Source organism: Pseudoalteromonas sp. MSK9-3 (assembly GCF_003590335.1).
Lineage (GTDB): Bacteria > Pseudomonadota > Gammaproteobacteria > Enterobacterales > Alteromonadaceae > Pseudoalteromonas.
Genome location: NZ_MIET01000010.1, coordinates 58135 through 85107 on the forward strand (window position 1 = coordinate 58135; position 26973 = coordinate 85107).

The 26973-nt window shown below is 42.6% G+C and carries 22 protein-coding genes and 1 tRNA gene; 12 read left to right on the forward strand and 11 right to left on the reverse strand.

What is annotated here, in order from left to right; all coding sequences use genetic code 11:
• The first annotated feature begins 57 nt into the window (after nucleotides 1-57).
• Nucleotides 58-3942: a phosphoribosylformylglycinamidine synthase gene (purL, locus tag BGP78_RS03655; protein ID WP_119860165.1), complete on the forward strand. Its 3885-nt coding sequence runs from the start codon at nucleotides 58-60 to the stop codon at nucleotides 3940-3942.
• Nucleotides 3943-4311: 369 nt separating this feature from the next.
• Here the strand turns inward: purL and BGP78_RS03660 are convergent, their stop codons facing one another.
• The 6 genes from BGP78_RS03660 to BGP78_RS03685 all read right to left on the reverse strand — a co-directional run bounded on the left by BGP78_RS03660 (nucleotide 4312) and on the right by BGP78_RS03685 (nucleotide 10060).
• The gene (locus BGP78_RS03660) at nucleotides 4312-4974 is read right to left on the reverse strand and encodes a hypothetical protein (RefSeq protein WP_119860134.1); all 663 of its coding nucleotides are present in this window, start codon (nucleotides 4972-4974) and stop codon (nucleotides 4312-4314) included.
• Nucleotides 4975-5020: 46 nt separating this feature from the next.
• Nucleotides 5021-6256, reverse strand: coding sequence for a S41 family peptidase (locus BGP78_RS03665; RefSeq protein ID WP_182912214.1), 1236 nt, complete (start codon nucleotides 6254-6256; stop codon nucleotides 5021-5023).
• Between the two features lie 13 nt (nucleotides 6257-6269).
• On the reverse strand, nucleotides 6270-7214 hold the full coding sequence (locus tag BGP78_RS03670) for a GlxA family transcriptional regulator (RefSeq protein ID WP_119860136.1): 945 nt from the start codon (nucleotides 7212-7214) through the stop codon (nucleotides 6270-6272).
• Between the two features lie 136 nt (nucleotides 7215-7350).
• A complete protein-coding gene (locus BGP78_RS03675) occupies nucleotides 7351-7866 on the reverse strand; it encodes a hypothetical protein (RefSeq protein ID WP_119860137.1) in 516 nt (171 codons plus the stop codon).
• The gene (locus tag BGP78_RS03680) at nucleotides 7863-9050 is read right to left on the reverse strand and encodes a peptidyl-prolyl cis-trans isomerase (protein ID WP_119860138.1); all 1188 of its coding nucleotides are present in this window, start codon (nucleotides 9048-9050) and stop codon (nucleotides 7863-7865) included. The genes BGP78_RS03675 and BGP78_RS03680 overlap by 4 nt, the downstream gene beginning before the upstream one ends.
• Nucleotides 9050-10060: a phospholipase gene (locus tag BGP78_RS03685; RefSeq protein ID WP_119860139.1), complete on the reverse strand. Its 1011-nt coding sequence runs from the start codon at nucleotides 10058-10060 to the stop codon at nucleotides 9050-9052. Before BGP78_RS03685 ends, BGP78_RS03680 begins: the two co-directional genes overlap by 1 nt.
• A gap of 186 nt (nucleotides 10061-10246) precedes the next feature.
• Between BGP78_RS03685 and BGP78_RS03690 the strand changes: the two genes are divergently transcribed.
• Both BGP78_RS03690 and BGP78_RS03695 read left to right on the forward strand, forming a co-directional pair.
• The gene (locus BGP78_RS03690) at nucleotides 10247-11065 is read left to right on the forward strand and encodes a MipA/OmpV family protein (protein ID WP_119860140.1); all 819 of its coding nucleotides are present in this window, start codon (nucleotides 10247-10249) and stop codon (nucleotides 11063-11065) included.
• Complete coding sequence (locus BGP78_RS03695) at nucleotides 11055-11459, forward strand: DUF3019 domain-containing protein (RefSeq protein WP_119860141.1); 405 nt, start codon at nucleotides 11055-11057, stop codon at nucleotides 11457-11459. The genes BGP78_RS03690 and BGP78_RS03695 overlap by 11 nt, the downstream gene beginning before the upstream one ends.
• A 7-nt stretch (nucleotides 11460-11466) precedes the next feature.
• Here the strand turns inward: BGP78_RS03695 and BGP78_RS03700 are convergent, their stop codons facing one another.
• From BGP78_RS03700 to BGP78_RS03720, 5 genes are all read right to left on the reverse strand, one after another.
• Nucleotides 11467-13017 carry a cryptochrome/photolyase family protein gene (locus BGP78_RS03700; RefSeq protein ID WP_119860142.1) on the reverse strand — a complete coding sequence of 517 codons (1551 nt, stop codon included), beginning with the start codon at nucleotides 13015-13017 and terminating at the stop codon, nucleotides 11467-11469.
• The gene (locus BGP78_RS03705; protein WP_119860143.1) at nucleotides 13007-14368 is read right to left on the reverse strand and encodes a DASH family cryptochrome; all 1362 of its coding nucleotides are present in this window, start codon (nucleotides 14366-14368) and stop codon (nucleotides 13007-13009) included. Before BGP78_RS03705 ends, BGP78_RS03700 begins: the two co-directional genes overlap by 11 nt.
• A 91-nt stretch (nucleotides 14369-14459) precedes the next feature.
• Complete coding sequence (locus BGP78_RS03710) at nucleotides 14460-14966, reverse strand: hypothetical protein (RefSeq protein ID WP_119860144.1); 507 nt, start codon at nucleotides 14964-14966, stop codon at nucleotides 14460-14462.
• Between the two features lie 54 nt (nucleotides 14967-15020).
• Nucleotides 15021-15503 carry a globin gene (locus BGP78_RS03715; protein ID WP_119860145.1) on the reverse strand — a complete coding sequence of 161 codons (483 nt, stop codon included), beginning with the start codon at nucleotides 15501-15503 and terminating at the stop codon, nucleotides 15021-15023.
• A 302-nt stretch (nucleotides 15504-15805) separates the two neighbouring features.
• Nucleotides 15806-16585: a delta-class carbonic anhydrase gene (locus BGP78_RS03720; protein WP_119860146.1), complete on the reverse strand. Its 780-nt coding sequence runs from the start codon at nucleotides 16583-16585 to the stop codon at nucleotides 15806-15808.
• Nucleotides 16586-16783: 198 nt separating this feature from the next.
• Here BGP78_RS03720 and BGP78_RS03725 point away from each other — a divergent pair.
• The 9 genes from BGP78_RS03725 to nlpI all read left to right on the forward strand — a co-directional run bounded on the left by BGP78_RS03725 (nucleotide 16784) and on the right by nlpI (nucleotide 26955).
• Nucleotides 16784-16860, forward strand: a tRNA-Met gene (locus tag BGP78_RS03725).
• A gap of 261 nt (nucleotides 16861-17121) precedes the next feature.
• Nucleotides 17122-17577, forward strand: coding sequence for a ribosome maturation factor RimP (gene rimP / locus BGP78_RS03730; protein ID WP_119860147.1), 456 nt, complete (start codon nucleotides 17122-17124; stop codon nucleotides 17575-17577).
• A 40-nt stretch (nucleotides 17578-17617) separates the two neighbouring features.
• The gene (gene nusA, locus BGP78_RS03735) at nucleotides 17618-19120 is read left to right on the forward strand and encodes a transcription termination factor NusA (RefSeq protein ID WP_010365891.1); all 1503 of its coding nucleotides are present in this window, start codon (nucleotides 17618-17620) and stop codon (nucleotides 19118-19120) included.
• A gap of 24 nt (nucleotides 19121-19144) precedes the next feature.
• On the forward strand, nucleotides 19145-21793 hold the full coding sequence (gene infB / locus BGP78_RS03740) for a translation initiation factor IF-2 (protein WP_119860148.1): 2649 nt from the start codon (nucleotides 19145-19147) through the stop codon (nucleotides 21791-21793).
• A gap of 111 nt (nucleotides 21794-21904) precedes the next feature.
• Complete coding sequence (gene rbfA, locus BGP78_RS03745; RefSeq protein WP_010365895.1) at nucleotides 21905-22303, forward strand: 30S ribosome-binding factor RbfA; 399 nt, start codon at nucleotides 21905-21907, stop codon at nucleotides 22301-22303.
• Entirely contained in the window at nucleotides 22303-23238 is a 936-nt protein-coding gene (truB, locus tag BGP78_RS03750; RefSeq protein WP_119860149.1) for a tRNA pseudouridine(55) synthase TruB, read from the forward strand. The genes rbfA and truB overlap by 1 nt, the downstream gene beginning before the upstream one ends.
• A 108-nt stretch (nucleotides 23239-23346) precedes the next feature.
• Entirely contained in the window at nucleotides 23347-23616 is a 270-nt protein-coding gene (gene rpsO, locus BGP78_RS03755) for a 30S ribosomal protein S15 (protein ID WP_010365898.1), read from the forward strand.
• Between the two features lie 224 nt (nucleotides 23617-23840).
• Entirely contained in the window at nucleotides 23841-25967 is a 2127-nt protein-coding gene (gene pnp, locus BGP78_RS03760) for a polyribonucleotide nucleotidyltransferase (RefSeq protein WP_010365900.1), read from the forward strand.
• A gap of 109 nt (nucleotides 25968-26076) precedes the next feature.
• Nucleotides 26077-26955 carry a lipoprotein NlpI gene (gene nlpI / locus BGP78_RS03765; RefSeq protein ID WP_010365902.1) on the forward strand — a complete coding sequence of 293 codons (879 nt, stop codon included), beginning with the start codon at nucleotides 26077-26079 and terminating at the stop codon, nucleotides 26953-26955.
• Nucleotides 26956-26973 lie beyond the last annotated feature (18 nt).

Below are 26973 nucleotides of genomic sequence, written 5' to 3' on the forward strand. Positions count from 1 at the left end.
CTACTATAATGGCGACCCAAAATATCGTTCAATCCCTAACCCCGGATGAAAATACCTATGTTGATCTTACGTGGTGCTCCTGCACTGTCTGATTTTAGAGTTCAAAAAATCCTTAAAAGCTGCGCTGACGCGAACCTACCTATCACAGGTATTTATGCTGAATTCATGCATTTTGCTGATTTAACAAGTGAACTATCTGAAGCCGAATTGGTTAAGTTAAACAAGCTGTTGGAGTATGGTCCGACAATCGCTGAGCATGAGCCAGCGGGTCAGTTAATTTTGGTTACACCTCGTCCAGGCACGATTTCACCTTGGGCGTCAAAAGCAACCGATATTGCAAACAACTGTGGTTTAAGCCAAGTACACCGTGTTGAGCGTGGTATTGCGTATTATGTTGAAGGCGAGTTATCCGCTGAGCAATTATCAGCAACGGCGGCGTTACTACATGACCGCATGACCGAAGCCGCGCATTCAGAGCTTGAAAGTGCAGGCAAGTTATTTAGTGTTGATGAACCTAGCCCAATGTCATCGGTTGATATTTTAGGTGGTGGCCGTGAAGCGTTAGCAACAGCAAACGTAGAGCAAGGTTTTGCATTAGCAGATGATGAAATTGACTATTTGGTAGAAAACTTCCAAAAGTTAGGGCGTAATCCGAACGACATCGAATTATTTATGTTTGCGCAAGCAAACTCTGAGCATTGTCGTCATAAGATTTTCAATGCAGATTGGACAATCGACGGTGCTGAACAACCTAAATCATTGTTTAAAATGATTAAGAACACCTTTGAGAATAACCCAGAAAACGTATTGTCTGCTTATAAAGACAATGCCGCAGTAATGAAGGGTTCTAAAGCAGGTCGTTTCTTCCCAAATAAAGAGGGTGAGTACACTTATAATCAAGAGAACATTGAAATCTTGATGAAAGTTGAAACCCACAACCACCCAACTGCTATTGCGCCTTTCTCTGGTGCTTCAACAGGCTCTGGTGGTGAAATTCGTGACGAAGGTGCAACTGGCCGTGGTTCTAAACCAAAAGCGGGCTTAGTGGGCTTTACTGTATCTAACTTACGTATTCCGGGCTTTGAACAACCTTGGGAAAGCGACTTTGGTAAGCCTGGACGTATTGTTAACGCACTAGACATTATGACTGAAGGGCCACTAGGTGGCGCTGCGTTTAACAACGAGTTTGGTCGTCCAAATCTACTGGGTTATTTCCGTACTTACGAAGAAAAAGTAACGAGCCATAATGGCGAAGAAGTGCGTGGTTACCATAAGCCAATTATGTTGGCTGGTGGATTAGGTAACATTCGTACCGATCATGTCCAAAAAGGTGAAATTCCAGTCGGTGCAAAACTGATTGCACTGGGTGGTCCAGCCATGAACATCGGCCTAGGCGGCGGTGCTGCATCATCAATGGCATCAGGCCAGTCTAACGAAGATTTAGACTTTGCTTCTGTACAGCGTGAAAACCCTGAAATGGAACGTCGTTGTCAGGAAGTTATCGATAAATGTTGGCAGCTTGGTGATGAAAACCCTATTGCCTTTATCCATGATGTGGGCGCGGGTGGTTTATCGAATGCATTCCCTGAATTGGTGGATGATGGTGGCCGTGGTGGTAAATTCCAACTGCGTAATATTCCGAACGATGAGCCAGGTATGGCACCACACGAGATCTGGTGTAACGAATCGCAAGAGCGCTATGTATTAGCGGTAGGTGTTGAAGACTTTGACCGTTTTGAAGCGATTTGTAAGCGTGAACGTGCACAATATGCGGTGATTGGTGAAGCAACCGAAGAACGTCATTTAACCGTTGCTGATAGCCACTTTGACAACAACCCAGTGGATTTACCGTTAGATGTATTACTAGGTAAAGCACCTAAAATGCACCGCGATGTGACTTCTCAACAGGTTGAAGGCAGTGCCCTTGAAACTGCTAACATCGATGTAGAAGAGGCGGCAAAACGTTTATTACGTTTGCCAGCGATTGCAGAGAAAACATTCTTGATCACCATTGGTGACCGCACGGTAACGGGCTTAGTTGCCCGTGATCAGATGGTTGGCCCGTGGCAAGTACCAGTTGCAAACTGTGCGGTAACTGCGGCAACGTATGATACGTATCACGGTGAAGCAATGTCATTGGGTGAACGTACACCTGCGGCACTACTTAACTATGGTGCATCAGCACGTTTGGCAGTGGCTGAGTCATTGACTAACATCGCAGGAACAAACATTGGTAGCTTAGAGAACATCAAGTTATCAGCTAACTGGATGGCGGCGGCCGGTCACCCTGGTGAAGATGCGGGTCTTTATGAAGCGGTTAAAGCCGTGGGTGAAGAGCTGTGCCCTGCACTAGGTTTAACTATTCCGGTTGGTAAAGACTCTATGTCGATGAAAACCAAATGGGATGAGAATGGCGAAGAAAAGTCAGTTACTTCTCCGCTGTCATTGATCATTACGGCGTTTGGTCGTGTTGAAGACATTCGTAAAACAGTAACGCCACAATTACGCACTGACAAAGGTGAAACATCACTCATCTTATTAGATTTAGGTGCGGGTCAAAACCGCATGGGTGCATCAAGCTTGGCACAAGTTTATAAGCAGCTAGGTGATAAAACGCCAGATGTAGACAGCCCTGAATTATTAAAAGGTTTCTACAACGCGATGCAGACGTTAGTGGCTGATGAAAAGCTACTTGCTTATCATGACCGTTCTGACGGTGGACTATTTACTACCGTGACGGAAATGGCATTTGCGGGTCACACAGGTGTGACTGTGAACTTAGATAGCTTGGTAGGTAGCGACATTGAAGCACTTTATAATGAAGAGCTTGGTGGTGTGATTCAAGTGCGCAACAGTGACTTGAGCGCAGTACACAGTGTACTTGCTGCACATGGTTTAACAGCTATCAGCCATGAAATCGGCTCATTAAATAGCGAAGACACTGTGGTATTTAACCGCGCAGGTAAAGCAGTTCTGAGTAATACTCGTACTGAACTTCGTACTATTTGGGCTGAAACGACGTATCAAATGCAGGCACTTCGTGATAACCCAGAGTGTGCTAAGCAAGAATTTGATGCTAAATTTGACGCCAAAGACCCAGGTCTAAACGTGAAGTTAAGCTTCGATTTAAACGAAGACATTGCAGCGCCTTATATTGCAACCGGTGCAAAACCACAAATGGCTATCTTGCGTGAGCAAGGGGTTAACTCACATATTGAAATGGCTGCTGCGTTTAACCGCGCTGGATTCGCAGCTGTTGATGTACACATGAGTGACATTTTAGAAGGTCGTTTAACACTTGAGCAGTTCAAAGGCTTAGTGGCATGTGGTGGCTTCTCTTACGGTGACGTACTAGGAGCTGGTGAAGGCTGGGCGAAGTCTATTTTGTTCAATGATATGGCGCGCGAGCAGTTCCAAACTTTCTTCCACCGTGAAGATACATTCAGCTTAGGTGTGTGTAATGGTTGTCAGATGTTGTCAACGGTGAAAGAACTGATCCCAGGTACTGAGCACTGGCCACGTTTTGTTACGAACAAGTCAGAACGCTTTGAAGCGCGCTTTAGCTTAGTTGAAGTGCAAGAAAGCCCGTCAGTGTTCTTTAAAGGGATGGCAGGTTCTCGTATGCCTATCGCGGTTTCTCATGGTGAAGGTCATGCTGAATTTGCAGCTCAGAGTGCAGTTGATACAGCCATTAACTCTGGTACTGTGGCATTGAAGTTTGTTGATAACTACGGTAACCCAACCACGCAATACCCTAATAACCCGAATGGGTCTGTTGAAGGTATTACCGGTATTACGTCGACTGACGGTCGTGCAACTGTGATGATGCCACACCCAGAGCGTGTATTCCGCGCCGTGGCAAACTCATGGCACCCTGATGAGTGGAAAGAAGACAGCCCGTGGATGCGTATGTTCCGCAATGCACGAAAGAATGTGGGTTAAGATAACTTAGCACTCTAATTCTTAAGTAAAAAAGGTCGCAGATGCGGCCTTTTTTGTTTCTGTTATTTTTATCCTGTAGCAAAATAAATCAACCAGGCCTTGAGGGTGATTGGTTACACCAGCCTTACGACACTAATTACTGGGGGGCGACTAATGTTCAGTTTAGCTCTCAAAAGTAAATGACGGCGTTATGATGGTTCAATTATCCACATTACCTGATTACTTATCGTTATATTTAGCTATGGTGATCGCTAAAGACCATTGGCGTCGCGAAAAGGCATAGGTAACTAATGTATGGCCTCTTGCCTGTATTATGCTTTCATATACAGGCAGACTTCAGTGATTTAGTATCAAAAGGCGTTATCTCTTTTACTCTAAACCACTCGTATCATAATAAAGTTGCTTGAGCGTGCCGCAGTTGACGAATTTGTAGATTAATTCATTGGCTGGTGGCACCACTTTTGAGGTTCTGAATTTTTGTAAACACGCCCCCGTTAAGTCAACAAAAATCAAGTGGTTAAAACTCGGTTTGTTTTGGATTTTGTGTACGTAAATACGTTCAGTGCCTTTAACCGTGATCATATCGTATTCTTGCCATTTTGAGGGTTCAGCCAATTCAGTGAGCTTACGAGAATAGAGCTGTTTGCTAAATACAATGGCGCGGTCGCTATACACTAAGCTGCCACCTTGTTTGTAGTGCCCTTCGTAAATATCGGCGGTTACCGTAATCTCTTCACCACGCATTAAGCGTTCAATATTGAATGGTTTTGGCTTAATAGTAATAAGGTTTGCATCTCTTACTAAATTTAAAAATGCCACATCTGGGTTATCTATTTGATAGACCAGTTGCACATCGTGTGGGGTTGTATACGTTGGAAAGTTAGCTGCATAGATTCGAGAACCTCGGTTCATTAGCACCATCGCATGCTCTGCTTTATAGGCAGGGTTTAACGGAGGGAGTTGTTTTTCTTCTTCGGCTGCATACACATTGCCCAATATAAGCATGCACAGTGTTAGTAATAAAGTTCTCATTGGTATCTCTATGTGAAGTGGTCATTATAGTATAGCGTGATGTGTGCTACCTCTGGAGATTTTTAAATAAAGAAAGCGTGCTAAGCAACGGTTGATCTATGCCTTGTTGATACTCATCCCATGATTGCGTGAGGTGTTTATCCGGATACAGTGCGTCTGATGAAACACTACTAAACGAATAATAGCGTTTTGATAAGCTATAACGACGGTGTGAGTGTGGCAAAGAAAGCCGATGGGTTTCGCTGTAATGATTAGGATCGCCTCCGCTTGGGGCACCAATAATTTGGGCGTTTAATAGTGATTTAAATTGCGCAGCGTTACTCATTGCAGCTGAAAAGGTGACATGGTCAATAAGCACGGCAATCTTATTTTGCCAGTCGAATTGATCGAGGGGAAGTAGGCAAGATGACAGGGCTAATCCACTGTAAAAGTTACCACCACCGTTACCTCTGAAATCGATAATTAATGCGTTGGCGTTGCTTTTTCGAATGGTTTTTTGAATGGCATCACACTGGGTGATAACTGAGAGCGGTTCGGGGTAGTGATCGAAGTCAATATACACTGTATCGTAAGCGGGAAGGGTTGCGAACCTAATACCATCGAGTTTGATGGGTTGCCATGTGAGTGCTGGGTTAGCGCGCTTGAATGGGCTAGTGATCTGAGCAAATTGATGCATAGTGACGGCTTTTACGGTGTGTGTGTTTGTCATGGTGTTATGTTTAAAAGTAAATTTGGTCGTGTATTGCTCACGACTAACACCACTACCAAATAATAATTTTGCAATGGTAATCTGAAAAGCAAAGCGCACTTTAAAGCTATAAATATTGTCAACACCACTGATATAGGGTTGTAGCTTTTTTTGTAGTTCAGAGATAGCCACATGATTAATGGCTACTAATTCACTGCCAATAAGGTGCTGATAAGGCTTAGCAGCGGCAATAACTCGCAATTGCTCTCCAAAAAACTGAAAGTTAAATGGATAATGACGGTGAGAGCCTGACATGAGGTTATAACTACTATGCCCATCTCCAAGGCTTGCTAACAAGTGAGATATTTGAACTTCTATTTCTGCTTCATTGAGGTCAGGGACTTTGTTAAGTAATTGGCTTACATGTTGGTCGAATGCTCCCTCGCTAATAGTGTGAAATGGATTGATATGGTGCTGCTTAACACTTGCTTGGAGGGTCAGAATATCTTTTTTCCATTGCGCTGTGCTCAGGGGGTGTGCGGTGGTAGCAGCGCAGCATAACGACAACAATATTAAGAGTAATTGTTTAAACATAGTCATTCTCTTTCTAATGATTAATTAAATAGTGAGAGGGAGAAATACCAAAGCGTTCCATGAAGGCACGCCTAAAGCTATCATAGCTTTTAAACCCGACCTGAGAGGCTATTAGCGAGAGGTTTGGGTGTTCCAAGTTCATTAAATCTTTGGCGCGATCTAACCGTAATTTTTTAAAGTATTGACTGGGTGTTGTATTTAAATGTGTTTTAAATAACCGAGTTAATTGACGTTCACTTAATGCACATACCTCAGCCATTTCAGCGACTGTGCATGGGGATGCGATGTTTTCAATGAGCCAATCTAGTAAAGGAGATAGACGGAGGCTTTCATTACTTTGTATCTCTAATAAATCTGAAAACTGGCTTTGATGGCTACTTCGTTGTAGATACACCACTAACTCTTTGGCGACTTTGGCGGCAATAACGTTACCGTGATCAGAGCGGATCACTGCAAGTGCGAGGTCAACACCAGATAACACGCCTGCAGAAGACCAAATATCCTGATCTTCAATGTAAAGTGGGTCAGGTGAAACATCGCAATGACTGGCCCGTGATGCTAAATCATTACAGTGTCGCCAATGTGTGGTGATATTCAGAGCTTTATCGCGATAAAGTTGGGCTAGGATAAATGACCCTGTACAGATACTCATCACTTTTTTAGCGCTATCTGCGAGGTTTCTCAGCTGTTTGGTTTGGGCATTGTTTAGGGTTAAAGTACGCATGCCAGCGCCACCGCAAATAATTAAGTAATCGACGTCTAATACATCATCGAGCGTATATTCAACCAGAACTTTTTGCCCATGAGTACTTTTTACTTCACCTCTTCTCAAGCTGAATAACTGACTTGAGTAATGCTCACTAATAAAGCTATTTGTTTCCATGAAAGCGTCAAGTGGACCAAATAAATCAAGCGCCTGAAAACCATCGGCAACAAAAAATAGTATTTTTTTAGTCATAATATTCTCCTTGAACAGGAGTATACTAGGAACTGAAATGTCGGTTCTGTCATATTTACGACGAAAACCGACATTTTAGGTGAAAATATATATGCTGCTAAATAAACACTGATCAACGTGTTTACACCAGAGTGCATTAGTGTGGAGTATTAAGCTCATTTTGTAATTGTTCACTCATGGCCTTGAGTCCTGAAACCTTCTCTTTCGCGAACTCTATCTTTTCTTGGCTGAGGCCTTCTCGTATTCCACGGGTTATAAGCATTTCTAAGCGCACTATTTTTTGCTTAGAGGCGCTAATGAATGCCATTTTAAGTTCGTGCTCTTGGTGTACATGAAATTGCTTATATGCCTCGTGGTCATCTAGCTCACCAGAGTAAGGTCGTGTATTTTTGGACTTAGTAATAGGTGGAATATAGGGCTGAGGTTGAATGGATGCTGGCACCGGACCCAGTGAACTGAGTTGGTTTACCGCAGGAGGCTGATTTTGGTTGATTATAGTGCGAATATCATCTTCTATGTGTGGTGTTTTCTTGCGTACAGTCGAGTCGTTATGATACTCGATTAATGGCTGAGGTTGAGGCGTAATGGCTATCAAAAAATAGCCAAATGCACAAAGCAAGAGTGCTATGAGGGTTAATTTTAGTAAGTTCATAGTGATAACTTATGTGTCTTTAGCCAAGCTTGTTTGTTTTGTCGGTAAGTTTGCTGTGCCAAATCTTCTATTAGTGCAAGGGTTGCTTGATATCTTACTGTTTCCGAGTCGATGGCGTAATAGTCAAACTTTATATGGTGAGTTTGCGCAACCAGCCATTTTCCGTCCGGGCTTCTGATTGGGCCAGTTAACAAAGACTCTTTTAAGCTAAATACCACTTGGTGTGCCCATTGGCTGTTTTGTTTTCGAGTGACTTTACCTTGGGTATCTGAAAATATGCTTTTTAATGCATATTGTTTCAGTGCTTTTTTGAAACTGGTTGCTTGTGCTACTTGTTTAAAGGCTGTGGCAGCTTGTGAAGTTGAAAACAAAACGCCGCTAGCAGTTACACGACTTTTGTGCTTAAAGTCGGCTTTATTTTTTACATAAAATGCGGTGATGTCAGAGTGGGGGATTTTGCGCTTTAGTACTTCTACATAAGGGCTTCGTTCACCATGCATATGCGATTGCACCCCAAAATAATTTAACATAGGAGAGCGCAGTAGTTCCCCTGCAGCTATCAGGTTAAGATGTTTTAATGCGATACCTGAGTGGGTTAGGTGGGTCGCTAAAGATGTCACAAGGTGATGATACTGCCTAACATCACCAATTAACTTTTTAAACAACGCATAGTCTCCTTGGTGGAGCTTATAGCGGTTTTGCATTGACTGCTCTAACATTAGCTCGGCAAGGGTAAATGGCATGCCAGTTAAAGGCGCCAAGTTAATGCTTTCTAATTGTGTTAATTGCATGGGCGAATACTGGTTATCATTGGGGTAGGGGGGTAAATCCGCAAGCAATGCCGTTTTGGTATAGAGTGACCAATCAATTTTTGGGGCTGAGGGTAAGTTAATATCAGTAAAGTGACTTTTTAATAATGACAACACGTAACGACGAGTATGAAATACTGTTGCATAGCCAACATCTGCTTGACGTGTAAGCAACCGCGGTTGATGCTTATGCGCTTGGGCCAGTAAATACTGATTTTCATTGAGTCTGGCTTGCGTACTGTGGCGCGTAAAGTCACTTTGGTGTTGTGAAAATACGGTATGCATGAGTGCAACTTCAGGCTCACTAAACGATGTGATATTTGCCATCGTTGGCAAGCTAAAAAGGCTTGCCAATAAAATGAATATCCCTCGCATTAGCGACTAACCATTGCATGATTAAGCAGGTGCACAACCATGGCAATTGCATGGGGGATCACTTGTTTGGCGGTTGTTAGGCGATCGTAATGATCTTGCGAATTGAGGACTATTCCACCTTGAGCATAAGAAAAAGCCCCACCTTGGGTTAATAAAGGTCTAATGTCTTGGCTATTTTTGGCGACAGGTGTAAAAGTCGCCATTGCTGAACGCACAAGTTGCAGGTTATTTAAATCCTCTTGATCATAGTAGTCTTTAACCCAAGACTCCCAACTTGAATGGTTTAAAGCTGAAGTAGTCCATGTATGATGAGGTTGCAACAAGTCGGTGGTGTGAAAAACAAAGCCGAGTAATTGGGGGTGACCACTTTGTAAAAAGCTCTGATACCAATATTGCCCTAAATTATCGATAGGTTGAAAGGGCATCTCTTCAAAATCATCATACATGCTGTAGTTTGAATGGCTGTCAACTCGGTAATTGGCTTCGGTCACTCCGTAGGTATTGTATTGGGTGTCATCAGCCCTAAACCAACCCGTTTCGCCACCAGCGCCATCATCTAAGTAATCTCCTTTTAGCCATGTTGCGGCTAAGCTGTCGACATTTCCCCATACCGTCAATTTTTCGTAATTGTAACCACCGAAATCATTGCCGTGGCTATCAGCACCCTGAGTGTGGTTTTGGAAATGCCAATAACTGGTATATTTAACGATACTTTGCGCAGCGCCCCAAAGAGGTGCTTGTACGCAATCTCCGGTTATCGCCCCACAAAAAAATGTATCTTCAAAATCGTCAACATCATAGGCTGCTTGGCCTAACAAATTAGCTAATGCGTCTATGGTTAAGTTATTGGCATTGGCATATTGTTTAAGTTTACTATACTGCGTCGTCGTTGGGTTTTGTGCCATATAATTCACAGCATCAACAACAATCCGTTTGTGGGTTTCTTGACTAAATGCTTGGGCATTTGAACCAATGAGTGCAAGTGAGCATAGTGCTAGTATTTTTTTCATATTGTCCTCGTAAAGTAATCACTCTATTTTGATGGGTTATTAAACGGGACTAAGATGAACTTTTTATTAACCAAATGTTAACTTTGAAAGTGTGTACTTCTGTTAAAAGTTGTTATTGTTGATGTTGTTTCGCTCAGGTATGATCAAGGATGAATTATAAGCACATTATTAGTGTATCCAAGGACTATGAAAAAAATAATAATATTGTTTTCTCTCTTGCTGTGTTGTTCGTTTAGCACTTATGCAAGTGAGGATGAATACGACGACGATGGGTTTTTATGGCAGCTTAGCCTCGGTGGCTTTTGGGTAGATTTAGCACTACCCGAATTAGAAGGGGCGAAGTCTGACTTTGATGGTATCTCACTGCTTGTAGATGCCAAAATTCAATATAAGCGTTTTTATTTAAATACGCATTCAGGGGACTTTTTTGGCGGTTCAGATTTAGGGTATCAATTAGTTCTTGAAGACGACTGGGGCGTTGATGCGATATACGGTAATTATCAACTGCCTTTCTCTGAGGAGGGTTACTATGGTAATGAAGGGTATGTCCCTGAACTCAGTGGAATAAAAAAGCGTGAACAAGACCAGTCCATAGGCTTATCTTATTATAGAACCCTAGGTGAATATCAAGCGGTTGCAGAGCTAGTGTATGATGCCTTTGGTGAGACTAATGGGTGGGTATTACACTTTGAAGCAACGCGAAACTTTGAATTACGTAATTGGGACTTATGGCTTAATTTTGGTGCCAATTATTACTCTGCCAATTTTATTGATTACTTTTATGGTGTTGATGCTGACGAAGCCACCTCAAGGCGTCCAGTCTATGAGTTAGGTGATTCAATGTCGGTGTTCACCCAAGTGCAAGCCAATTATCCCATCGCTGAAGATTGGGTATTTAGTGCTGGTGCATCCATTCTCATTGGCGCAAGTAATACTAAAAAAAGTCCCCTTGTTAACTCTCGGCACGCACGTGCAGTTTTTGCGGGAGTGAAATATGTATTCTAAAGTAGTCTCAATTAATGCCTTAATGTTTATTGCAGGGATGTTTAGCCATCAGGTTGCTGTGGCTAATGGCGAAGGAGTAGTAGAGATTTTACATGCAGCACCAAGTAAATGCGTTGCCTTAAATGAAGGGCGTACGTGCTACGCAGATGTTAAGTTCTCTATTAACACGCCAGCGCTAGGCGATTACTGTATTAGAGAAAGTGTGTCTAAAAAAATTCTTCAGTGTTGGGCCAGTTCACAAGCTTTTGAATTTGTTTTGGGGTTTGGATCTGCAGAAAGTATGAGTTATGAGCTTATTTCAAAGTCACAACGTGATGTACTCGCTGTGACAACCATTGAAGTAAACTGGGTACATAAAATTCAAACGAAGAAGCGACGTTGGCGCTTGTTTTAGCCCAATATCACAGCGAGTCAATGTTATTAAGGTAATATTGGGCTCGCTGTAATGTTTGCTGTTTTGTCACATCATCTTGTTTGTCCCAATTACGATATACCATGCCGATCCTCGGATTTTTTGCAAAGCGCGTTCTATGTTCAATCATAAAGTTCCAATATAAACTGTTCAGTGGGCATGCATCTTCTGTCGTTTTTTGTTTCACGTTGTAATGGCAACCACTGCAGTAGTCACTCATTTTATTTATGTAATTACCGCTGGCAGCATAAGGTTTTGTGGCGACAATCCCATTATCAGCAAATTGTGTCATGCCTCGGGTGTTGGGCATTTCGACCCACTCAATGGCATCAATATAAATACCAAGGTACCAGTTATCTACCTGATCAGGGTCTATGCCGGTGAGCAAACAAAAGTTACCTGTTACCATCAAACGTTGAATGTGATGCGCATAAGCAAAGTCCAAACTTTGTTTGATAGCCTGCTGCATACAGCGCATTTTTGTTTGCCCATCCCAGAACTGTTTTGGAAGATCACGTGTTGCAGTTAGGGTATTGTAAGTTGCATAGTCTGGCATATTTACCCAGTAAACCGCCCTGACATACTCTCTCCACCCTAGAATTTGCCTGACAAACCCTTCAATTTGCGAAATGGTAATGGTGTCTTGATTGGCGTTATACGCACTTATGGCGGCATCGATAACGTGTTTAGGCGAGAGTATTTTGCTGTTTAGAGCAAAAGATAGTCGGCTATGATAAAGGCTCCATTTATGCGGACTATTGGCGGTCATAGCGTCTTGGAATCTACCAAACTGCGGCAACAAGTATTTACAAAAATAAGTGAGTAACTGCTGCGCCTCGGCCCGATTGGTTGGCCAAATAAATGGCTGTGACAGTTCACCAATCGTATTTATTTTATGCCGTTGTATACGGGCAATAATGTCGCTCATATCATAGCTAAATAGCAGAGGCTCTGGAATGAGAGGGGTATCAGCTTTTTTTAACTTAGCTCGGTTATCTGAATCAAAATTCCACTGCCCACCCGTGGGCGTGTCACCCTCCATTAAAATCCCAAAGCGTTTGCGCATTTTTCGGTAAAAGTGCTCCATGGTGACATGCTTATCTTTTGTGAAGTAAGTTGATATCTCATGAAATGGCAAAAAGAAGTGACTACTCTGTACACAGTGCACACTGGTATTTTCAAGAACCATATTTGATAGTTGTTGGGCGAGGCGATATTCATCAGGCTGCTGATACTCAAACTGTGCGCAGTGATATTCAGTACATAAGCGCTGTATTAATGCCGGTAAATCCTTGTCATGTGCCGTGTCATCAAGGGTTAAGTAGCATACTTGATATTGAGCTTGTTGTAGTGCATTGGCAAAGCGTGCCATCGCGGCAAAAAAACCGCATACTTTTTGAATATGGTGTGTGGTGTAATTGGTTTCTTGGTGCAATTCTGCGATAACGTAAATTACATTTTGCGCTTTGTCTTGGAACCAAGCGTGTCCCACGTCAAGCTGATCGCCTAATATCAAGCGAAGTGTGGGGCTATTTTGCATTCGATAGTCTCCCAGAACGATCATTCGGCCAACCGGTCATATCTGTGTGATCGATCAAATCTAGGGGAACACTGGGGGTATTTTTAGGGCGCCACAGTTGTGCATAGGTACCCTCAGGGTCATAAAGTTGTGTTTGTTTTTGTATATTGAAATGGCGGCCTCCTCTGCTGTCGGCACCAACCCCTGCGATATATTGCCAATTTCCCCAATTGCTGGGAGCATCATAGTCAATAAGTCGCTGCTCAAAGTAAGCGGCCCCATACCGCCAATCTATTTGCAACTCGTTCACAAGGTAGCTGGCGATAATTTGGCGTCCTCTATTTGAGACCCACCCAGTCTCATTGAGCTCGTTCATAAGGGCATTCACTAACGGTTCTGGTGTATTCGCATTACACCATGCACTAAACAAATGCGCATAAAAACTGGTAAGAGGCTTGGTTTGTGTGATCCCCGTAAATTTAAATAACGCGCCTTGATGCAATTGGCTATACCAATGAAAGTACTCACGCCACAGCAGTTCAAAATAAATCCAGTAGGTTGACTCATTACTGCCGTATTGACTTTCATACTCATTAAGTGCTCTTAAAACTTGCTGAGGGCTCAAAGCGCCATGAGCAAGGTACGGAGAAAAAGAAGTTGAGAAATGACTGCCATGTAGTGCGTTTCGAGTCTGTTTGTAGTGCGAGGCAGCATGTGACTTAAAATACGCAGCTAGATGTTTTTGCGCATTGTCTTCGCCACCATAATAGTCATTATTTTGGCTATTAATAAGATGCTGTGGCAGTTTAAACTGCATCATGTAAGGCGGAGGCGGAAGATGAAAACATGGTTGTTGAGGTGCAATTAAAGCGCGATCACATTGCTCATCGCGTTCTATCTTTTTTCTAAAGGACGAAAATGATTTTGGCAATTCAGCAAGGTCAAAAGGCAATTGCGTTCGATAGTATATTTGGCTGTTGTTTGCTGTTTGAAAGTTCACATCTGAAAATGCATTTTTGAGCCATTGCCATAAACGGCTTTCGTTATATGCCACAGGTATTGATGAACCAACATGCGTTATTTCATAGCGGTGAATGTAATCTGACACCACCACTCTTGGATCTCCATACTCAATGTTTAATGTTTGGCCAAATTGCGCTAAAGCGTTTTGTAGTCCTTGTAATGTGCTCTTTAGATATCCTCTTTGCGCCTGACTAGATGTTGTTTGGCTAAAATGTTTATCAAACCGAGTTTGGGGTGGGGCGCAGTATAAACATACTAAGGTATCGACACTTGCGGATAATAAATATAAGGCGTCATTGTCTTGCACACGACAGTCTTGGGTAAAAAGGTAGAGACCTATTCGTTTCATAGTTACTTATTCGTTAAACCAGTTATATTAGGTATACGAACAAAAACAAAAAAAGCCCAATTGGGCTTTTTAAATCATGGTAATTTATACTTTACTGACATTGTTCAACCAAGCCACGTAAATGCTCACCAATATCTTGGCTCTGGCTTTGCCCATCCTGCAAAAGTTGGCTCACCTTATCTTGTAACTCACTTAAATCATATTCGCCGAGTAAAGTGCGTAAGTAATTCACCGTGTCAGCGCCTTGCTGTAGAAGTTGGGGAATACTTTCCAGTGAGATCTCTTGGTCTGATAAGCCTTCAATTGTTTCGGCCAGCTTAGAGAGGTCGGCACCATCTTGTAATGCACCTTCCACTTCAATCAAGGCACCCATCGGGTCCCCATCAAGTTGTTTTGCTACACAGGCAGCAACACTGCCTTTCTCAGCCGTGGCTGAAACAGCAGCTAAACCTTGTTCTCTAATCGCTTCAACAGCCTCTTTTAATTCACTATTTTGTGATAAATACTGTTCTTCAATTTGCTTTTTCGATGACTCAAATACATCACAGCCTGTTAACGGAAGCAGTAAAATACTCGATAAAAATAACGCTTTTTTCATAACAATTCTCTTTGCGTAAACTACGGTTGAGTTTACTGTGATTGTCTTTAAAAGTCATCTTATGGTCGAAAACTGCTGTTGTTTTTGCTGCCTAAAGCTTTGTAAGTTAACAACGTTACTCGTTTGAAAAACAACACTTTTAATTATATTAGCAAACATGTGCAGTGCCTTTCGCCAAGCGTTACGTAAGGCCAAGGTAAACTGGCGGCCCAAGTGTAATTGTAGGGTTTCTAGCATGGTATGGCACAGTACAGCTATATCTTGTTCACTGAGTTTGAGTGCATCGAAATGTAGTTTATGTTGAGTTATTAAATCTACTAATGCGCTTTGCTGGGGTAGTAATGCAATTCCCTCACTTAAAAAAGTTTGAATACTATGTTCAACAGTAAGTAGCTGCTTTGGCGAACTAGGCATCGCAAACTCCAGCTCATATCGCTTCAATTGAGTATGCAAGCTAACACAAAAGCAGTGAAAATTAGGCTTTAGTGTCGCGAAGGATTGCGTTAACAGTTGGTACTGATAAGGAGAAATACTCATAATCGCCTCTTGTCGATTAAGAGCGCGTCCGTTTGCTCGGATGGAAAAAAATTGTCAGGTGATTTCAAACGTCAGTTTGATAAATCAGACATAACCAAACTTGATAGTCGTGGTACTACACAATCCAGATACTACCTTGAGCTCAAATAGTGTGACTGTTTTTTGAACTCATAACGAAAGTATAGGTGTGAATAGGTAGGTTGTGAATGAAAAAGTGACTGTTGGCCGCAATATGTAGATAACAGTGATGATAAATAAGGGATTATCATCACTGTAATATTTTATTTAGTGGTAATATTTACTTAGTTAATTGGTGAAAGTAACTTTGGATCAGTAACTAACTGACGAACACCGTGTGCGTGATCTTCTTCAAACTCATTGCTTTCACACCATGTTGCTAAGCTATTAATATCGATTTTTGCACAAGCTGGGCGAACGCTCCAAGTAACTTGAAGTGGTGAACATTGCTGCTCTGTATAGCTAGGACCTGTTGTTGACCCTAGGAACTCTACAGGTTTACCCGTTGTATTTGGGATGTGTTTTGCTTGGTGATAACCGTTTACCATATTGCCATCGTAATCAAGGTCATTGAAATCAAGTGCATTTTCATCATTAACGACCATAAATACTTGTGTTTCTACACGTAATTGTGGGTTAGCACATTTATCACTTAAACATGAACCAAGGCCTTTGCCTGGTGTTACGTCACATGAACTGTGAACCCAATGTACTTCAATTGTATCGCCAGGCTTCACATTTTTACATACTTTACCCTTAGGTGCTTTAAGCTCAGCAGCGGTTAATGTGCTTGTTGCGTTACATTGGTAACCACCATATTTGCTGTCACCCGCAAAAACTGAAAAGTCTTTTGCCTTGTGTTCTGCATTCTTATGAAAGTGGATATTACATAGGTTCATGTGTTCGCTGGCCGGAGCCTTTGAAAAAACACGTTTGTTTTCACCAAGTAAATTATCAATGTCGCGCGGAGTTTGCGGGCCATAGCCCTCACAGCTTGCAGCAACAGCTTGACCAGCGAATGCAAATGATAGCGCTGTCAAAAGAGTCATTGTTGTTTTTTTCATAATAGTTTCTCTGTAATGTAAAAATTGCGATATTATATCTGAGCTTTTGGCGTTTTGTAATGTCTCAAGATAATAAATTACCTATTACGGGTCCGTTCGCTGAATGATTAAGCGAATTAATCATAGATGGGAGGTTGCTTATTAATGGAACACTCCTTATAATACTGCGCATATTTTGCAGTGTTTGCTGCACATTGGCGCGGGATGGAGCAGCCTGGTAGCTCGTCGGGCTCATAACCCGAAGGTCGTCGGTTCAAATCCGGCTCCCGCAACCAAAATCTAAAAAATAGTACTATTTTTTTAGATGTAGCGCGCATTCTATGTAATGCGCGTTTTGCGTTTAAGCTTCGGCTTAATTTGGCTGTAAAGCCCGCAACCAAGTTAGGCCTTTGGCCACACAGCTTTGTTTTAGGTGTGACGCCCCGCTTGGTTCGGGGCGTTGTTGTATCTGAAACCTTACTTTTGGTAATGCTTGGTACAACGCAACTAGTATAATTGGGGCTTAAGCCCTTTTTTTGTTTGTATGGAGGAAATTTGTGACAAAACTCGAACAAGATTTGACTGAAATGTTAGAGCCAGCTGTAGAAGCACTTGGCTTCGAATTATTAGGTCTTGAGTTTGTACAAGCCGGTCGTCATTCTACACTTCGCGTGTATATTGAAAATGAAGGTGGTGTTTCAGTAGATAATTGTGCTGACGCAAGCAGACAAGTAAGTGCAATTCTTGACGTCGAAGACCCGATTACAAACGAATATGATTTGGAAGTGTCTTCTCCTGGCGTTGATAGACCACTATTTAAGCTGGCTCACTACGAGAAGGCACAAGGTGAAGAAGTACGTGTACGTACTAAACTTCCACAAGATGGACGACGCAACTTTAAAGGCGATTTAATCGCAGTTAGCGCCGATATGATCACGTTAAAGATCGATGGTAACGAACATTTCATTATGCTCAGTAACATCGAGCGTGCAAACATCATCGCAAAATTTTAAATATTGAGTGCGAAGGACAAGGGCAAGCGAGGCATTACTTATGGCAAAAGAGATATTATTGGTGGCAGAAGCCGTTTCCAATGAGAAGGCAGTCCCAAAAGAAAAGATTTTTGAAGCGTTAGAGTTTGCTCTAGCGACTGCAACTAAGAAAAAACACGATGGTGATATTGAAGTACGTGTATCAATCGATCGCAAAACAGGTGAGTACGATACTTTCCGTCGTTGGATGGCTGTTGATCCTCAAGAAGATGGTTCACTAGAAAACCCGTATTCAGAAATCACCCTTGAAGCGGCACAGGTAGAAGAGCCTGAGACGCAACTTGGTGACTTTGTTGAAGAGCAGATTGAGTCAATTAAGTTTGACCGTATTACAACGCAAATGGCAAAACAGGTTATCGTACAGAAAGTACGTGAAGCTGAAAGAGCACTCGTTGTTGAAGCATACAAAGATCAACAAGGTGAGCTGGTAACGGGTGTTGTTAAAAAAGCAACCCGTGATGCGATTGTTATTGATTTGGGTAATAATGCTGAAGCGGTTATTTACCGTGATGACATGTTACCACGCGAAAGCTTCCGCCCTGGTGACCGTGTTCGTGGTTTACTTTATGAAGTAAAACCTGAAGCACGTGGTGCACAATTATTTGTGACGCGTTCAAAGCCTGAAATGCTGATGGAATTATTCCGCATTGAGGTGCCAGAAATTGGCGAAGAAATGATTGAAATTCGCGGCGCCGCACGAGATCCAGGTTCTCGCGCAAAGATCGCAGTTAAATCAAATGATAAGCGCATTGACCCTGTTGGTGCATGTGTTGGTATGCGTGGTGCACGTGTACAAGCGGTTTCTACTGAACTTGGTGGAGAGCGTGTTGATATCGTATTATACGATGATAACCCTGCACAGTTTGTTATTAACGCGATGGCGCCAGCGGAAGTCGCTTCTATCGTAATGGATGAAGATTCGCGTTCAATGGATATCGCTGTAGAATCAGATAACCTTGCACAAGCGATTGGCCGTAATGGTCAAAACATTCGTTTAGCTAGCCAGTTAACTGGGTGGGAACTAAACGTGATGACTGTTGAAGACATGGATGCTAAGAACTCAGAAGAGTCAGACAAGCTAGTTAACTTGTTTACACAGAACCTAGACATTGATGATGACTTCGCTGGTCTATTAATTAATGAAGGTTTCTCTACGCTTGAAGAAGTTGCGTATGTTCCTGTTGCTGAGTTCTTAGAAATTGACGGTCTTGATGAAGACACCGTTGAAGAGCTGCGTAATCGTGCAAAAGATGCGTTAACAACGAAAGCACTTAAAACGGAAGAAAGCCTTGAAGGTGCAGAGCCTGCTGAAGACCTGCTTGCGCTAGAAGGGTTAGAGCGTCATTTGGCATTTGTTATGGCAAGCAAAGGTGTTGTAACACTAGAAGACTTAGCTGAGCAGGGAATTGACGAGCTAGTAGAAATTACAGAGTTATCAGAGCAAGATGCTGGGCAGTTAATCATGGCTGCACGTAACATTTGTTGGTTTGGTGAAGACGAATAATTTATTAACGGAGTAACACACACTATGGCAGAAGTAAGCATTGAAAAACTAGCCGAGACTATTGATACAACTGTTGATAAATTGCTGCAGCAATTAAACGATGCAGGGATCACCAAAGGCGAGGCTGATAGTGTTACTGAATCTGAAAAGGCTCAGTTACTTGACCACCTAAGTAAGCAACACGGTGGTAAAGGTGCTGAAGGTCCTGAACGTATGACTTTACAACGTAAAAGCAAAAGCACATTAAATGTGAAAGGCTCTACGGGTAAAGACAAGGCCGTTCAGGTTGAAGTACGCAAAAAACGTACTTACGTGAAAAAGAGCACTATTGACCAAGAGAAAGAGCAAGAACGTCTAGCTGCAGAAGAAGCTAGCCGTAAAGAGGCTGAATTAAAAGCACAGCAAGTAGCTGAGCAAAAGGCCAAAGAAGATGCTGAGCGTAAAGCAAAAGAAGACGCTGAGCGTAAAGTTAAAGAAGAGGCAAAACGTAAAGCTGAAGCTGAGCGAAAAGCCAATCAACCGCAGGACAAGAAAGTGGATAGTGCGAAAGTTGAAAAAGACCGCCTAGAAGCGGAGCGTCTGCAAAAAGAAGCAGAAGAGGCAGCATTGATAAAAGCTGAAGAAGAAGCGAAACTTCAAGCAGAAGCAGCGCGTAAACTGGCTGAAGAAAATTCAGTTCGTTGGAAGAAAGAAGAAGAGGAACGTCGTCGTCGCGAAGAAACGGCTGACCATCACCTGACTACATCAACTTATGCACGTGAAGCAGAAGATGAGTCAGATGCACGCGAAGAGAAAAGTGCGCGTCGCAAGAAAAAGAAAAAAGCACCTGCAAGAGCTGAAGCGCCTTCAAGAGGCCGTAAAGGTAAACTAAAAGCGCCTTCATCTTTACAGCACGGCTTCCAAAAGCCAGTTGCAGATGTAAAACAAGAAGTACGTATCAGTGAAACAATAGCAGTTGCTGAACTGGCTTCTCGTATGGCTGTAAAAGGCACTGAAGTCGTTAAAACGATGATGAAAATGGGTGACATGGTTACTATTAACCAAGTTATCGACCAAGAAACAGCACAGCTAGTTGCTGAAGAAATGGGCCACAAAGTAGTTCTGGTAAAAGAAAATGAACTAGAAGTACAAGTATTGAGTGACCGTAGTGAAGTTGAATCAACTGAATCACGTGCACCAGTAGTAACGGTAATGGGTCACGTTGACCACGGTAAAACGTCAACGCTTGATTACATCCGAAGTGCAAAAGTTGCGTCTGGCGAAGCCGGTGGTATTACACAGCACATTGGTGCATATCACGTTGAAACGGAAGGCGGCATGATCACCTTCTTAGATACTCCAGGACACGCCGCGTTTACGTCAATGCGTGCACGTGGTGCAAAAGCAACTGATATCGTTATCCTAGTTGTTGCCGCAGATGATGGTGTAATGCCTCAGACAAAAGAAGCTGTACAACACGCTAAAGCAGCGGGTGTACCTTTGATTGTTGCTGTGAACAAAATGGATAAAGAAGGCGCTGATCCAGATCGCGTTAAGAACGAACTAGCACAGTTAGACGTTATCCCAGAAGAGTGGGGCGGCGATACGCAATTTGCACACATCTCTGCAAAAGCGGGTACTGGTGTTGATGAGCTTCTAGAAGCAGTTCTAATGCAATCTGAGCTATTAGAGCTAACTGCACCAACACAAGGTATGGGCGCAGGTGTTGTTATTGAATCACGTCTTGATAAAGGGCGTGGTCCAGTTGCAACTGTTCTTGTTCAGTCAGGTCAGCTTAATCAAGGCGATATCGTTTTATGTGGTCTTGAGTATGGTCGTGTTCGTGCGATGCGCGACGAAAATGGTAAAGAAATCAAAACTGCTGGTCCATCAATCCCTGTAGAGATCTTAGGTCTTTCAGGTGTTCCAGCAGCAGGTGATGAAGCGACTGTTGTTAAAGACGAGCGTAAAGCACGTGAAGTTGCATTGTACCGTCAAGGTAAATTCCGTGATGTTAAACTAGCGCGTCAGCAAAAAGCGAAGCTAGAGAACATGTTCAGCAACATGACTGAAGGCAATGTGTCGGAAGTTAATGTTGTATTGAAAGCGGACGTTCAAGGTTCAATTCAGGCGATTGCAGATTCACTTGTTAAACTGTCTACAGATGAAGTTAAAGTGAAGATTGTTGGTAGTGGCGTAGGTGGTATCACTGAAACTGATGCAACACTTGCTGCGGCTTCAAATGCAATCATTGTTGGCTTTAACGTACGTGCTGATGCATCTGCGCGTAAAGTGGTTGACTCTGAGAACCTTGATTTACGTTACTACAGCGTTATCTACAGCTTGATTGAAGAAGTTAAGCAAGCGATGTCTGGTATGCTAGCTCCTGAATTTAAGCAAGAGATCATTGGTCTTGCTGAAGTTCGTGATGTGTTCAAGTCTCCTAAAATCGGCGCAATCGCGGGTTGTATGGTTACAGAAGGCATCGTTAAGCGTAGCGCGCCAATCCGTGTACTTCGTGAAAACGTGGTTATCTACGAAGGTGAACTTGAGTCACTTCGTCGCTTTAAAGACGACGTACAAGAAGTGCGTAACGGCATGGAATGTGGTATCGGTGTTAAGAACTACAACGATGTTAAAGTTGGCGACCAAATCGAAGTATTCGAGACGGTTGAAGTTCAACGTACATTGTAAACCATTGCTATAATAATGGTTGAAATGGGGGCACTAGCCCCCATTTGTTCGTTTAAAACTAATTAAACTTATTATTGTTTTTCAATAAGTTAAAATTTATAAGTGGTGAAGATGAGAGAATTTTCTCGCACAGATAGAGTTGGCCAGCAAATCCAAAAAGAGATTGCTGTGATATTACAACGTGAAATTAAAGACCCACGCTTAGGCATGGTGACGGTTTCTGCGGTTGAAGTATCAAGAGACTTATCTTACGCAAAAATCTTTATTACGGTATTGAATACCAGTGATGAAGATAAGACTAAGCAAAGTGTTGCCATCTTAAATGATGCAACGGGCTATATTCGTTCTATTCTAGGTAAGCGTATTCGTGCGCGTATCATGCCAGAACTACGTTTTGTGGTAGACAATTCGTTACTTGAAGGTATGCGTATTTCAAATCTCGTGGATTCAGTTATTCGTGATGATAACGAAAAGCGCGGACCTGAGTCATCGGAGGATGAGCAAGAGTAATGGCAAGACGTTCAAAAGGTCGTCCGGTTGATGGCATCGTGCTTTTGCACAAACCTGAAGGGATCTCTTCGAATAAAGCGTTGCAACAAGCGAAAGGTATTTACTTTGCGCAAAAAGCAGGTCATACCGGTGCATTAGATCCACTGGCAACAGGCATGCTACCCATTTGTTTTGGTGAAGCGACCAAGTTCACACAGTTTTTATTAGATACTGATAAAACCTATGTTGTGCGCGCCAAGTTAGGCGAACGCACAACCACCTCTGATTCTGACGGTGAAGTTGTTGAGACGCGCCCTGTAGATATCACGCTGGATGGTTTACAAAAAGAAATCACCGGTTTCTTGGGTGAAACTGATCAATATCCTTCAATGTACTCAGCATTAAAATATCAAGGTCAGCCTTTATATAAATATGCCAGAGAGGGCATTGAAGTACCTCGTAAGTGTCGAAAAATAAATGTATATAGTCTAACGCTTGACGAGTATGACGCTGAGAATGAAGAAATTCAGATGACAGCGCATGTATCAAAAGGCACCTATATTCGTACTATCGTGGATGATTTAGGTGAAAAGCTAGGGTGTGGTGCGCATGTCATTATGTTGCATCGTTCAAAAGTGGGCCATTATCCAAGTGAGCAAATGGTCACCATTGAACAACTAGAAGAGAAGCTACAGCAAGCAAAAGCCGAAGGGGTTGAACCTTCAACATACCTAGATGAATTACTGTTGCCGATGGACACTGCTTTGGTTGATTTACCCGTGGTTGAGATCACGGCGGAGCAAGGTGTGGCATTTAGCCATGGTCAGGTTGTGGTATGTGGCACGGTACCTGAGGGTATTATTAAAGTGGTTGCAGACGGCCGGTTTATTGGTATTGGTGAGCGTAACCCAGATGGCCATTTAAAAGCCAAACGCGCACTGGCAACTAACCAATAGTTTTTTCTAGTCTCACGCGGTGAATATTGCTATACTGCGCGCCGCTTACTCGCTTTTGCTGAATTAGTGATCGGCTTAAGCACAATTTAAATTAATTTTGGAGTTATTATGTCACTAAGTACTCAAGAAAAAGTAGAAATCGTTGCTAAATTTGCACGTGTTGAAGGCGACACTGGTTCACCTGAAGTACAAGTAGCACTTCTTACTTTCGACATCAACAAGCTACAAGGTCACTTCGCTGATCATAAGCATGATTTCCACTCACGTCGTGGTCTTCTTCGCAAAGTTAGCCAACGTCGTAAATTACTTGATTACCTTAAAGGTAAAAACGTTGAGCGTTACTCAGCGCTAATCAAAGAGCTTGGCCTACGTCGCTAATCTTTTGATTGATTGTTGGCTTTTTTAGCTAACATTAAAAAAGGGGCTTTCAAGCCCCTTTTTTTGTGGGTGTTCTCCACGTATACTAACACCCGCTTAGCATTGGGCTAAGTCAGCGCCAGCGCTTTTGCCAATTGTAGTGCTTAAATAGATTGCTTAGTCTATTTAAGACTGTAATTGGTACTAGTTGGCGTCTATATTTTGTTTTATTTAAGGAAATATTTGTGCAAGCAATTATTAAAGAATTTCAACTAGGCCAACACACGGTCACAATCGAAACTGGCGCTATTGCTCGTCAAGCAGATGGTGCAGTACTAGCAAGCATCGGCGATACTTCAGTACTTGTTACTGTTGTAGGTAAGCGTGACGCACAACCGGGTCAAGACTTCTTCCCACTAACAGTAAACTACCAAGAGCGTATGTACGCTGCGGGTCGTATCCCAGGTGGTTTCTTAAAGCGTGAAGGTCGTCCAAACGATGGCGAGACATTGATTGCGCGTCTTATTGACCGTCCAATCCGTCCTCTTTTCCCGAATGGCTTCGTAAACGAAGTACAGGTTATTGCAACGGTTGTTTCTGTTAACCCTGAAATCCAACCTGATATGGTTGCGATGATTGGTACATCAGCAGCACTTGCTATTTCTGGTATTCCATTCAGTGGCCCAATTGGTGCTGCACGCGTTGGTTATATCGATGACCAGTATGTACTAAACCCAACTTTAAAAGAGCTTGAAGAAAGTAAGCTTGATCTAGTTGTTGCTGGTACTGAAAACGCGGTACTTATGGTTGAGTCTGAAGCAGACGTATTACCAGAAGACGTAATGCTTGGTGCAGTTGTGTATGGTCATGAGCAATCTCAAGCGATCATCACTGCTATCAATGAATTTAAAGCTGAAGCAGGCAAGCCTACTTGGGACTGGACTGCACCAGAGAAAAACGTTGCAGCATCAGACAAAGTTGCAGCACTCGCAGCAGATAAAGTAGGCGCAGCTTACTTGATCACAGACAAAGTAGAGCGTAAAACAGCGCTAACTGCAGCAAAAGAAGGTGTGGTTGAAGCACTTACTGCTGAACTAGCTGAAGGCGAAACGTTAGATACGCAAGAAGTTGGTAAATTATTTGGTGCATTAGAGAAGAACATCGTACGTAGCCGTATCATTGCTGGCGAGAAGCGTATTGATGGTCGTGAACCAGATATGGTTCGTGCACTTGACGTAATGACAGGTGTGTTACCACGTACTCACGGCTCTGCTATTTTCACTCGTGGTGAAACTCAGGCGCTAGTTACAGCTACTTTAGGTACAGAGCGTGATTCACAGTTAATCGACGATTTAACTGGTACACATAAAAACCACTTCATGCTTAACTACAACTTCCCTCCATTCTGTGTAGGCGAAACTGGTTTTGTTGGTTCACCTAAGCGTCGTGAAATCGGCCACGGTAACCTTGCAAAGCGTGGTATTCAAGCGGTAATGCCAACATTGACAGATTTCCCATACTCTATCCGTGTGGTATCTGAAATCACAGAATCAAACGGTTCTTCTTCAATGGCTTCTGTATGTGGTACGTCACTTGCGCTAATGAATGCTGGTGTACCAATCAAAGCATCTGTTGCGGGTATCGCGATGGGTCTAGTTAAAGAAGAAGAAAACTTTGTTGTTCTTTCTGACATTCTAGGTGACGAAGATCACTTAGGTGACATGGACTTTAAAGTAGCGGGTACTGAAGCGGGTATTACTGCATTGCAGATGGATATCAAGATCGAAGGTATCAACAAAGAGATCATGCAAATTGCACTTAAACAAGCTAAAGCAGCGCGTTTACACATCCTATCTGTTATGGATGAAGCAATTGCAGCACCTTCAGAAGAGCTTTCTGAATTTGCACCTCGTATTTATACAATGAATATCCCACCGAAGAAAATTGCTGAAGTAATTGGTAAAGGTGGCGCTACGATTCGTCAGTTAACTGAAGAAACGGGCACAACGATTGAAATTGAAGACGATGGTACGATCAAAATCGCAGCAACAGATGGCCTAAGTGCGAAAGATGCTATCTCTCGTATTGAAGCGCTTACTGCTGAACTAGAAGTTGGCACTATCTACAATGGTAAAGTTGTACGTATCGTTGACTTTGGTGCGTTTGTAAACGTATTACCAGGTAAAGATGGCCTAGTTCATATTTCACAGATCAGCCCTGAGCGTGTTAACAGCGTTGGCGACCACTTAACTGTTGGTCAAGAAGTGAAAGTTAAAGTACTAGAAGTAGACCGTCAAGGCCGCGTACGTTTGAGCATTAAAGAAGCGTTAGAGCAATCAGCTACGCCAGCGCCAGAAGCGCCTGCTGAGTAATTTTGTGTAAATAAGTTATTTACTATGTAAAAGGGGGCTGATTGGCCCCCTTTTTTATGCTTTAATGCAAGTTCATTGAATTTAGATTTAGGCTTACCAAAGGAAGGATATGAATTTAAAATCCATCATCGTTTTACCCCTGGTACTCGTTGGGTTAATGGGTTGTCAATCTACCGAGCAACCAGTTGAACAACGTGTTGTAAATGTACCTTTGAGTGTTCCTTTACAAGCTAATTTTCGTAATGAGATTGCCATTGCGCGCTATTCTGAATTATTACTGGGCGTTGATTTACCCAAAGAGCAACGTGCGCAGCTTTATTATAACCGCGGTATGCTTTACGACAGCTTAGGCCTAAGCACTTTGGCGAGAATAGATTTTAATCGCGCGATTAAAATGAAGCCAGATTTGGCTGAGGTTTACAATTTTTTAGGTATTCACCATACATTGCTGCAAGAATTTGGCAAAGCCTATGAAATGTTTGACACTGTGCTAGAGATTGACGAACAGCATGAGTATGCGTATTTGAATCGGGGAATTGCGTTGTATTATGGCGATCGCTCTGAACTAGCAACTGATGATTTAACATCATTTTTAGAACGCTCTCCGCAAGATGCATATCGCGCAATGTGGTTATATTTAGCGCAATCTAAATTAGATCCTATTGCAGCTAAGGCTACCTTAAAAGCTAACCAGCAGGCAATAAATAGTGAAGAATGGTCTTCACAGTTAGTTGCGCTATATTTGGGTGAGTTGTCTGAAGGGCAATTTCTAAAGCAGCTTTCTACTGGCGTAAAGGATCAAAAAGAGTATTCAGAACGCTTGTGTGAAGCGTATTTTTATCTTGCAAAATTGTATCAAAGCGAAGGCAAGGCTGATGTAGCCGTTGATTTTTTCAAATTAACCTTAGCAACCAACGTGTTTGAGTTTGTAGAACATAAATATGCACGTTTAGAGTTAGATTTGTTAGCCCGTGAAAACGCAGGTTAAACACAGCTTAATTGTTAT

Bases quoted from the DNA above. Each gene is read 5' to 3' on its own strand.
- purL (WP_119860165.1), top strand. From the start codon at position 58: ATGTTGATCTTACGTGGTGCTCCTGCACTGTCTGATTTTAGAGTTCAA.
- BGP78_RS03660 (WP_119860134.1), bottom strand. From the start codon at position 4,974: ATGAGAACTTTATTACTAACACTGTGCATGCTTATATTGGGCAATGTG.
- BGP78_RS03665 (WP_182912214.1), bottom strand. From the start codon at position 6,256: ATGTTTAAACAATTACTCTTAATATTGTTGTCGTTATGCTGCGCTGCT.
- BGP78_RS03670 (WP_119860136.1), bottom strand. From the start codon at position 7,214: ATGACTAAAAAAATACTATTTTTTGTTGCCGATGGTTTTCAGGCGCTT.
- BGP78_RS03675 (WP_119860137.1), bottom strand. From the start codon at position 7,866: ATGAACTTACTAAAATTAACCCTCATAGCACTCTTGCTTTGTGCATTT.
- BGP78_RS03680 (WP_119860138.1), bottom strand. From the start codon at position 9,050: ATGCGAGGGATATTCATTTTATTGGCAAGCCTTTTTAGCTTGCCAACG.
- BGP78_RS03685 (WP_119860139.1), bottom strand. From the start codon at position 10,060: ATGAAAAAAATACTAGCACTATGCTCACTTGCACTCATTGGTTCAAAT.
- BGP78_RS03690 (WP_119860140.1), top strand. From the start codon at position 10,247: ATGAAAAAAATAATAATATTGTTTTCTCTCTTGCTGTGTTGTTCGTTT.
- BGP78_RS03695 (WP_119860141.1), top strand. From the start codon at position 11,055: ATGTATTCTAAAGTAGTCTCAATTAATGCCTTAATGTTTATTGCAGGG.
- BGP78_RS03700 (WP_119860142.1), bottom strand. From the start codon at position 13,017: ATGCAAAATAGCCCCACACTTCGCTTGATATTAGGCGATCAGCTTGAC.
- BGP78_RS03705 (WP_119860143.1), bottom strand. From the start codon at position 14,368: ATGAAACGAATAGGTCTCTACCTTTTTACCCAAGACTGTCGTGTGCAA.
- BGP78_RS03710 (WP_119860144.1), bottom strand. From the start codon at position 14,966: ATGAAAAAAGCGTTATTTTTATCGAGTATTTTACTGCTTCCGTTAACA.
- BGP78_RS03715 (WP_119860145.1), bottom strand. From the start codon at position 15,503: ATGAGTATTTCTCCTTATCAGTACCAACTGTTAACGCAATCCTTCGCG.
- BGP78_RS03720 (WP_119860146.1), bottom strand. From the start codon at position 16,585: ATGAAAAAAACAACAATGACTCTTTTGACAGCGCTATCATTTGCATTC.
- nusA (WP_010365891.1), top strand. From the start codon at position 17,618: ATGGCAAAAGAGATATTATTGGTGGCAGAAGCCGTTTCCAATGAGAAG.
- infB (WP_119860148.1), top strand. From the start codon at position 19,145: ATGGCAGAAGTAAGCATTGAAAAACTAGCCGAGACTATTGATACAACT.
- rbfA (WP_010365895.1), top strand. From the start codon at position 21,905: ATGAGAGAATTTTCTCGCACAGATAGAGTTGGCCAGCAAATCCAAAAA.
- truB (WP_119860149.1), top strand. From the start codon at position 22,303: ATGGCAAGACGTTCAAAAGGTCGTCCGGTTGATGGCATCGTGCTTTTG.
- rpsO (WP_010365898.1), top strand. From the start codon at position 23,347: ATGTCACTAAGTACTCAAGAAAAAGTAGAAATCGTTGCTAAATTTGCA.
- nlpI (WP_010365902.1), top strand. From the start codon at position 26,077: ATGAATTTAAAATCCATCATCGTTTTACCCCTGGTACTCGTTGGGTTA.